Raw genomic sequence first — 8,515 nt, forward strand, 5'->3', positions numbered from 1 at the left:
CGCGGCCCACCGGGGAGCCGCGCCCGAATTCTCTTGACAAATGCACATCAAGAAGGACGCCGCACGGCGCACTCAGGCCCTTATGGTGATCATTTTAGAATGCACCGGTTTCGCTTTCCCGCGCCCACGAAAGACTGCCAGAGCACGCTCTCGAACATCGGAGTAACTGCCATGCGCGACTTTCCACGGACCACCCTGAGGGCGGGGGCCGTAGCGGCCGCCGCGGCCACCGCGGCCCTGGCCGGGGCGGGGTTCACCGGCACCGGGCTCGCCGAGACGAGGCACTCGCCCGCCTGGTGCAGACCGGGCGGGACGCTGTCCGTCCGCACGATGCCGACGCGGGTGCGGATCGCCGACTGCGACCTGCGCGGCCGCGCGGTGCGCGGTGCGAACGGGCTCACCGCGGTCGTCCCGACCGACGGGACCTCGCTGGTCGCGCACGCGCTGCGCGCCGACGGCGGCGCCGAGCTGAGCATCCGCGTGGACCGGCGGGCCGGCCTGGTCACCATCGGCACGCAGGGCGGCCGGGTGCCGCACGGCCGGCCGCGCGCCTTCCGGGCGCCGACCACGGCCTGCGCGGACGGCGCCTACCGGCTCGAGCCGAGCAGGTGGCGGAGGGGCACCGCCGTCCCGTGGTACTTCTACCCGGGCGACTCCGGGCTGCCGAGCGGCCCCATCGCGGCGGGCGTGTCCAACATGGCCAACGCCCGCACCGACTGCAACGGCGGCCGTTTCACGCCCGCGCCGAACGTGGGCGCGCGCTACGCCGGGCAGTCGAACCGGCCACCGAACCTGACCAGTGCCGCCGCCTGCGGGAAGCGGGACGGCGCCAACACGTTCGGCTGGCTGGCCATGCGGAGCGCGGGCGGCGACGTCCTCGCCGCCACCTGCACCTGGTACATCGGGTCTTCGACGGTCGAGACCGACATGGCGCTGCAGATGCAGGGCAAGCGGTGGTGGACCGCCGGGAGGTGCGCGGCCGGCTCCTACTCCGCCGAAGCGGTCGCCACGCACGAGGCGGGCCACGTCTTCGGCCTGGGCCACGTCGAGGGGATCGAGCACGGGAACCTCACGATGTCGCCCTCCCTCGCGTCCTGCGACAGGAGCGCCGCCACGCTCGGCAAGGGCGACTACGCCGGCCTGGTCGCCATCTACGGCGGACGCTGACCGTCGGCTGCCGACCATCCGGTTCTGAACGGTGAATGCCGGACGGCGCGGAGCCGCACCGCGCCGTCCGGCGTCCCGTCCCAGGTCCTGCCCAGGGTCCCGCGCTCGCGCGCGGGGCCCGCTCAGCGCTTCGACACCGACTGGAGCTTGCCCACGACGACGAGCCGGCGCCGGTCGGAGCCCTTCGGAGTGCAGGTGATGAGCGTGATGTACTGCCCGTGCGGCGCGCTGGCCCGCTTGAACGGCACCGGTTCCAGGACGCGCCGGTCGCGGGGCTTGGTGACGCGCTTGGCGCGCACCTTGTACACGTAGGTCACGCGGCCGACGCGCAGGACGATCCGGTCGCCGCGCCGCATCCGGTCGAGCTTGTTGAACGGGTGCAGCCAGGTCGTGCGGTGGCCGAGCAGCACCGTGTTGCCGTCCCGGCCCGGCAGGCCGGTCCCCGGGTAGTGCCCGGCGGCGCGGCGCAGGACCGCCCGCCCGACGCCCTCCCGGACGGGCGCCTTGAGCCGCATCCGCTTGATCCGGATCTGCCCGATCAGCGCGCCCCGCTTCGGCCGCGCGCGGGCCACCACCGGTACGGCGCGCGCGGGCGCCGCCCGCATGCCCGCCTTGGCGCTGGCGGACGCGCCCTGGGCGGGTGCCTGGGAGACGCCCAGCACGGACAGGCCGCAGCACACGGCCATGGCCATCGCGCCCAACGATCTCCGGTCGAGCATGGTTCGCCCCCGATCGCTCTGGAGTGCCTCTGCCATGGGGAGGGGGCGGCACGTCTGCCGCCCCCTCGCCGCGGTTCACCGGCCGCGGATCGTCACCCGCGCCGGTACGGGCTCATACCGGTACGGGTTCAGCGCGACACCGGCGAGCCGTCCCGCAGCGGCACCCCGCCGGTCGGCAGGTCCGGCGCGGTGTCCACACCCCGCAGGGCGCTCCTCAGCGAGTTGATGAGCTGCTTCACCGGGCCCAGGCCGCCGTCCGAGCCGGGGACCGGGCCCGCCATGCGCTGGTTGCCGGCCGACCGCAGCGTCGAGGGCAGCTTGTCGTGCTTGGCCGCGGGACGGTGCTTGGACGGCTTGTACGGCTTGTGGTGGGGCTTGTGCGGCTTCTTGTGCTTGGGCTTCTTCACCGGCGGCGTCCAGTGGTGGCCGCCGTTGTCGACGGACGCGCCGCCCTTGCACTGCGCCTGCGAGACCCCGACCACCGCGAGCGAGTTCCCGCAGACGCTGATCGGCGCGGTGATCGGCGCGAACACCTGGTTGCCGCCGAGGATGCTGAAGTTGCCCGAGGTGTGCATCTTCGGGGGCTTGCTCTGCCCCTTGACGGACGCGCCGCCCTTGCACTGCGCCTGCGAGACCCCGACCACCGCGGCCGAGTTCCCGCAGACGCTGACCGGGGCGGTGATCGGCGCGAACACCTGGTTGCCGCCGAGGATGCTGAAGTCGCCCGAGGTCTTCATGCTCCCGTGGCGGGGACCGTGCCAGCCGCCCCAGCCTCCGCCGTCCCAGCCGCCCCGGGCGCCCTGGGCGGGCTCGGCCGTCCGGTAGCCGCCGCCGTGCCGGTGGCCGTACGAGACGCTCGCGCCGCCCTTGCACTGCGCCTGGCTGAGCCCGACGATCGCGAGGGAGTTGCCGCAGACGCTGAGCGGGACGGTGACCGGCGCGAACACCTGGTTGCCGCCGCCGATCGAGAAGTCGCCCGAGGTGTGCATGTCGCCGGCCCCGGCGTGGCGGGCGCCGCTGACCTTCGCGCCGCCCTCCGACCGGGCCTGCGACGCGCCGAGCAGGGCGCCGGCGGAGTTGCCGCTCACGTCGACCGGCGCGGTGATCGGCGCGACGGCCTGGTTGCCGTTCAGCACGCCGAAGTTGCCCGAGGTGTTCAGGTCGGCGATGGCCGCGCCGGAGCCGAAGGCGGCCCCGACCGCGACGGCGCCCGCGGCCACCAGGGCCGTGCGGCTCGTGTTCCTTGCCCACATGCGCATGCTGTTGCTCCTGTCTGTTGGATCGGTGGTGGTCGCTGCGCGACCCGCTGGAGTGGCGCAGCCCGGCGGCGGCCATGCGCGGCCGTCGCTCATCGAGGAAAGATCGGTGTGAATCCGGCTCGGCGGCCGGTGCGGGCCCGGTTCCGGGGTCCGGGAGTGCGCGCCGTGGGCGCGCGGGTGCGGGACCGCGGGTGCGGGGCCGGTGCGGGAGTGCTAGTCCGGGACGACGGACGGGCCGCCCGGCGCGGCCACGTCGGTCAGGGCCGTGCGGTGGAACGTGCTCGCGTCCACGGCCGGCGGTGCCGCGGGGCCGCGGCGGTGGGGCAGGTCGGCGACCGGGAACAGCGGGTGCCCGCCCGCCGAGCCGCCGCCCGAGGGGGCGTCGGGCGCGGGCGCCACCGGCGCGTGCGCGGGATCACCGTGGTCGCCGCGGCAGCCCATGCAGTCGCCGGCCGGCCGGTCGGCGGACGCGCGGGGGACGGCGGTGTGCCCGATCGCGGCGGGCGCCTTCCGCGCCGCCGCGTGCCGCGTGGGGACGTGCACGTCCGGCCGCTCGGCCTCGCGCGGCTCGCTCGCGGCCGGACGCGGGGCCGCCGGACGCGCGCCGGCCAGCCGGGGCACGAGCCCCTCGCCATCGGACCGCGCCTGCCGCACGTCCGGCACCCGGAGGCGCGGTACGCCGGCCTCGTCGGCGAGCCGGCGCACGTGGCCGACGGCCTTGTCCTTGTCGTCGACCAGGTCCTGCCGCCGCGACCGGAGGTACTCCATCGGGTGGTCGCCGAGCTCGCGCACGTCCTCGGTCATCGCCTGCCAGCCGGGCCGGGACGTGAAGTGCCGGATCGTGGCGTAGCCCGGCTCGTCCGCCCGCGCGGGCGCGGCGGCGTGCCGGACGGGCACGGTCTGGACGGGCTCGGTCTGGACGGGTTCGGTGGAGCGCTGCGCGGGCCCTTCGGCCGCCTCGGCGCCGCCGTGCAGCGCGCTGAGCGCGATCCAGCCGGCGAGCGCGAGGCCGGCGATGGCGGCGAGCCGTATCAGCGCCGGCAGCAGAGCGGGCGGGAGGGCGGGCAGGAGGGCATGCCGCGACCGATCCTGCGGGCGAATCGCCCCGCGCCGGATCGGTATGGAATGCACTGCCGGCCCTCCTTTCCGTCGAATCGATGTCGGCTTGAAAGTACACCGGAACCAGCACCGGCACAGAGAGACCGACGATTTCCACGGTGTGTCACCGCATCATTTACCGGCCCATGGATCCGCCTTTTACCGGGCTCGGCTTTCCGGCCGCTCGATGCCCCCTTTGCCGGATGTTTCCGGGGCGCGCCGATACCGGGACGCTCCGCCCCGCGTGTCCGGGGGAAGCATGGCGACCGGTATCGAATGCGCTACAGTCAGTGAACGGCCGGTTACCGGACCGCTCCCCGAGGAGTTCCCATGTTCGACCCCTCGCCCACGATCGGCCAGCTCCGCACGCTCCGGCGGCACCGCCCGCCGCGACGCGAGGCGCACCGCTTCCTCACGCGCGCCGACTTCGACCGCATGGCGCTGGCCGCCGTCCCCGCCGCTCAGCCCCCGCGCACCCGCCGCGTGCGGTCGCTCGCGTGGACCCTCTACTGGCGCTGCCAGTGGGCCCTCGCCACCGCCCGCGCCGACCGCTCCCGCCGCCGCGTCCTGCGGTCGGCCGGCGACGGGGCCCGCTGAGGCCGCAGGCCACCGCCCGGTGCACGAACACCTCACCCCCGGGGAGGAACGCCTCACCCCTGGGGAGAATCCTCAACCCGCGTAGGTGCCGACTTCTCCCGTGGCCGCTCGCGGGCGAGACACCCGCCTCGGCCCCCGGACGTGAGACGCCCGCCTCCAGGAGGGTGGTGGAGCTCCTGGAGGCGGGCGGGCCGGCGGGGGTCAGCGGTGGGGCGTGTCCGATTCGAGGAGATCCCGCAGGCGGCCCGCGGGCGGCACCGCGCGCGGGGCCCGGCGGACGATGTGGCGCGAGATGCGTCCGGCGGTGAAGGACGCACCGTGGACGAACCGCATCACGGGCCCGAACGTCGGCGCCGCGGCCAGGCCCGCGAAGTAGAGGCCCGGCGTGGACGCCTCGAAGTCCCGGCTGAGGATCGGCGCGCCGAGCCGGGTGGCGACGGCGCCGCGCAGCGCCGGGGCGAGCATGCCGAGGCGGCCGACGTCGGGCACGTACCCGGTGGCGGCGATGACGTGCTCGGCCTCGACGACCAGGCGGCGGCCGGCGCGGTCGACGGTGGTGAGCGCGATGCCGTCCTCCTGCTCCACGGCCTTGGCCAGGCGGCGGCCCATCGAGACGCGGATCCGCTCGTCCAGCCGGTCGCGCAGCCACCACGACCCGGCGGGCGGGAGCGTCTCGCGGACGATCCGCAGCCGCGTCCGCTCCGGCAGGTGCCGGACGATGCCGGGCCGCTCGGCCCACAGCCAGGTGCGGTAGCCGGTGCCGAGGCCGGAGCGCGGGCCGCCCAGCAGCCGGTCGCGCGCCGACCGGTTCTCCTCGGGGACGGTGTTCCAGTCGAACCGGGAGCGCCGGGCGACGAGGTGCGGGTGCGCCCCGGCGTCGGCCAGCAGCACCGCGGTCTCCAGGGCCGACTGCCCGGCGCCGATGACGGCGACCTCCTTGCCGGCGAACAGCCCGAGGTCGCGGTGGGCGCTGCTGTGCGAGACCAGCCAGGACGGCATGCCCGCCAGCTCCTCCGGCACGTGCGCGAACGGCCCGACGCCGACCGCGACCACCACCGTCCGCGCCGCGATCGTCTCGCCGGTGGACAGCGTGACGGCGTAGCCGCCCGCGCCGCCCCGCTCGACGTTCACGACCTGCGCGTCCCGGTCGTCGGGGCGCTGCGGGACGGCCGCGGCGGCGAACCAGCGGCCGTACTCGACGAAGGTGTCCAGCGGGATCGGCTGGCCGAGCCGCCAGTCGGGATGGCGGTCGGTGAACCGCAGGCCCCGCTGCGGCGCCCCCAGGTTGGAGGCGAACGGCTCCGACTTCAGGAACATGCCCTCGGGCATGTTCGCCTCCCAGAACCGCATCGGCTCGCCGATGATCCGGACGTCCAGCCCGATGTTCTGCAGGTGCGCCGCGGTCGACAGGCCGTAGGGCCCGGCGCCGGCGATCACGACGTCGCTGACCGAGTCGCTCATGTCTCTTCCCCCCGTGTGCTCGGTTGTGCTACCTGGCGCGGAAGCGCTCGACCGCCCGCAGCGCGCCGCGCCTGCCCAGCGCGAGGAAGGGCGGCAGGTCGTCGCGGGCGTACCAGGCGAACTCGTCGGCGGCGCGCAGCGGGCGGAGGGTCCCGGCGCGCAGCAGTGCCCGCCCGGCGGCCTGCTGGAGGAAGTGGTTCTCCACCAGCAGGGTGCGGCCGAACGCCGGGCGCGCGTCCGGGACGCGGCGGCCGGACTGGTCGAGATGCAGGGCGCGGACGGGGTCGAGCCCGCCGCGGTCGGTGAACAGGCTGAACTGCGCGCCGATCCGGGGGTTGAAGTCGAGCAGGTGGTAGCGGCCGCCGCCGGGTTCGCGGCGGAAGTCGAGGTCGACGAGGCCGCGGCAGCCGAGCCGCTGGACGATCCCCACGGCGAGATTCTCGAGCTCGGCGTTGGCGACCCACTCGCCGGACACGGTGTGCCCGGCCTGCGGCGGGTGCGCGAGGTGCTTGCGGCCGGTCGCGCCGTACCGGCAGTTGAGGTCGGCGTCGAAGTAGCCGTGGAAGAACCAGTCGCCGCCGCCCGGCGGGACGCGGCGCTGCAGGATGAGCGGGCCGGCGTCCCCGGCGGGGTCGCGGTCGCGGGTGGCGGCGAACAGCCGGTGCAGCTCGCCGGGCGTGCCGGCGAGGGTGGTGCTGCGCATCCCCGGGCGGAGCCGCCACGGCCGCGCCCATTTGGCGATCAGCGGCAGGCCGAGCTCGGCCGCGGCGTCGTCGACCTCCGCGGCCGACGCGGGCGTCCGGCTCGGCGGGCAGTCGATGCCGTGCGCCACGCACGCCTCCAGGAGCCGGGCCTTGTCGGCGACGCTCCGGGGGACGTCCGGGTCCTGGCGGGGCAGGACGAAGGCCGGGCGCAGCCCGTCCGCGTGCTCGGCCGCGAAGATCGCGCCGGCGTCGTCCATCGGGACGAGGAGGGCGCCGCGGCCGATCCGCTCGCCGATCGCGCGCAGGTGGCTCAGCAGGGCGTCCGGGTGCTCGACGGGCGGCGCCCACGGATGCGCCCGGTGCAGGTACCGGGACCGGGACGCGGGGCTGGCCGGCCCCTCCATGATCGCGTGGACGGGCACCCCGGCGCGGCCGAGGCTGCGGATCGCCGCGAGCGTCCCGTGGTGGAAGACGTTGCGGTTGGTGCGCAGCAGCAGGACGGGCAGGCCGGCGTCGAGCGGCGTCCGCGGCGGGGTCCGGGTGTCGGTGAACATACCGTCAGCCGCATTCCCAGGGATTCATGCGCACGACACCCTTCCCAACGTAAATTCTTAGTTCTTTCCGTCCGGGCGGCTTTTCCGCGGCGGACCTCCACGGGAATAGCTTACGCATGCGAGCTGCCGATATCCATTCAGTCGGGCGTCCATTCGAGCCGCGCCGGAAAAGGCCGTTTCCATGGTGTCCGCTTCCGTCGGTTCTGGCATTGTTCGCCGTCATCGTCCTGCTGGCGACCGCCACCGCGGTGCCCCTGTCGCGGTCGCAGTCGCTGCGCAAGGCACCGCCCTATGTGCCGCTCGGGGCGTTCCTCGGCTCCGGGCCGGAGGGGGTGGCGCGGGTGGGCCGGTTCCAGCGGTGGCTCGGCTCGACGGTGACCGTCGGGCGCACCTACCTGCCGGGCGACGACTGGAGCGGGATCGAGGGCCCGTGGGGCCTGCTCGCGCCGTGGGCGCGCTGGAAGGCGGCCGATCCGCGGCGGACGCTGGTGCTGAACGTGCCGATGATGGCGCCGAACGAGGGCCTGCTGACGCCTCCGGTGCTGCGCTCGCTGCTGCGCGGCGGCGCGGCCGGCGCGTTCGACGGCCACTACCGCGTGCTGGCCCGGCGGCTGGTCGCGCTCGGCGCCGAGGACACCGTCATCGTCCTCGGCTGGGAGATGAACGGGGAGTCCTACGGCGGCCGGTGCGCGCCCGACCCCCGCGCGTGGAAGGCGTACTGGCGGCGGATCGTCGCGGCCATGCGCGCCCTGCCGGGCCAGCGTTTCCGGTTCGACTTCGCGCCGACGCGGGGCCGGGACGCGATCGCGTGGACCGACTGCTATCCGGGGGACGACGCCGTCGACATCATCGGGTCCGACAGCTACGACCAGCCCGCCGGAAAGCCGTTCGCCCATTTCGTGGACGAACCCTACGGGCTGCGCGCGCAGGCCGAATTCGCCGCCGCGCACGGCAAG

At 75.1% G+C, this 8,515-nt stretch carries 7 protein-coding genes and 1 pseudogene; 3 read left to right on the forward strand and 5 right to left on the reverse strand.

Annotation, left to right across the window (positions count from 1 at the left end; genetic code table 11):
• The first annotated feature begins 171 nt into the window (after positions 1 to 171).
• Positions 172 to 1,167, forward strand: coding sequence for a matrixin family metalloprotease (locus tag CHF16_RS40805; RefSeq protein WP_089325133.1), 996 nt, complete (start codon positions 172 to 174; stop codon positions 1,165 to 1,167).
• A gap of 122 nt (positions 1,168 to 1,289) precedes the next feature.
• On the opposite strand, the gene CHF16_RS07175 is transcribed toward CHF16_RS40805, so the two are convergent.
• From CHF16_RS07175 to CHF16_RS07185, 3 genes are all read right to left on the reverse strand, one after another.
• Positions 1,290 to 1,859, reverse strand: a complete 570-nt coding sequence (locus CHF16_RS07175; protein ID WP_179271425.1) for a class E sortase — start codon at positions 1,857 to 1,859, stop codon at positions 1,290 to 1,292.
• Between the two features lie 155 nt (positions 1,860 to 2,014).
• Positions 2,015 to 3,145, reverse strand: a complete 1,131-nt coding sequence (locus CHF16_RS41260) for a chaplin family protein (RefSeq protein WP_179271426.1) — start codon at positions 3,143 to 3,145, stop codon at positions 2,015 to 2,017.
• Positions 3,146 to 3,358: 213 nt separating this feature from the next.
• The gene (locus CHF16_RS07185) at positions 3,359 to 4,276 is read right to left on the reverse strand and encodes a hypothetical protein (protein ID WP_089325136.1); all 918 of its coding nucleotides are present in this window, start codon (positions 4,274 to 4,276) and stop codon (positions 3,359 to 3,361) included.
• Positions 4,277 to 4,573: 297 nt separating this feature from the next.
• Here CHF16_RS07185 and CHF16_RS07190 point away from each other — a divergent pair, with 297 nt between their 5' ends.
• Positions 4,574 to 4,840 carry a hypothetical protein gene (locus CHF16_RS07190; RefSeq protein ID WP_089325137.1) on the forward strand — a complete coding sequence of 89 codons (267 nt, stop codon included), beginning with the start codon at positions 4,574 to 4,576 and terminating at the stop codon, positions 4,838 to 4,840.
• 201 nt (positions 4,841 to 5,041) lie between these two features.
• Here the strand turns inward: CHF16_RS07190 and CHF16_RS07195 are convergent, their stop codons facing one another.
• The gene (locus CHF16_RS07195) at positions 5,042 to 6,301 is read right to left on the reverse strand and encodes an NAD(P)-binding domain-containing protein (protein ID WP_089325138.1); all 1,260 of its coding nucleotides are present in this window, start codon (positions 6,299 to 6,301) and stop codon (positions 5,042 to 5,044) included.
• A gap of 28 nt (positions 6,302 to 6,329) precedes the next feature.
• A complete protein-coding gene (locus tag CHF16_RS07200; RefSeq protein WP_089325139.1) occupies positions 6,330 to 7,559 on the reverse strand; it encodes a carboxylate--amine ligase in 1,230 nt (409 codons plus the stop codon).
• Positions 7,560 to 8,218: 659 nt separating this feature from the next.
• On the opposite strand from CHF16_RS07200, the pseudogene CHF16_RS42145 reads away from it, so the two are divergent.
• A pseudogene (locus CHF16_RS42145) lies at positions 8,219 to 8,374 on the forward strand (glycosyl hydrolase family 26); the annotation flags it as partial.
• Positions 8,375 to 8,515: the final 141 nt, after the last annotated feature.

The organism is Actinomadura meyerae, from assembly GCF_900188445.1.
GTDB lineage: Bacteria > Actinomycetota > Actinomycetes > Streptosporangiales > Streptosporangiaceae > Spirillospora > Spirillospora meyerae.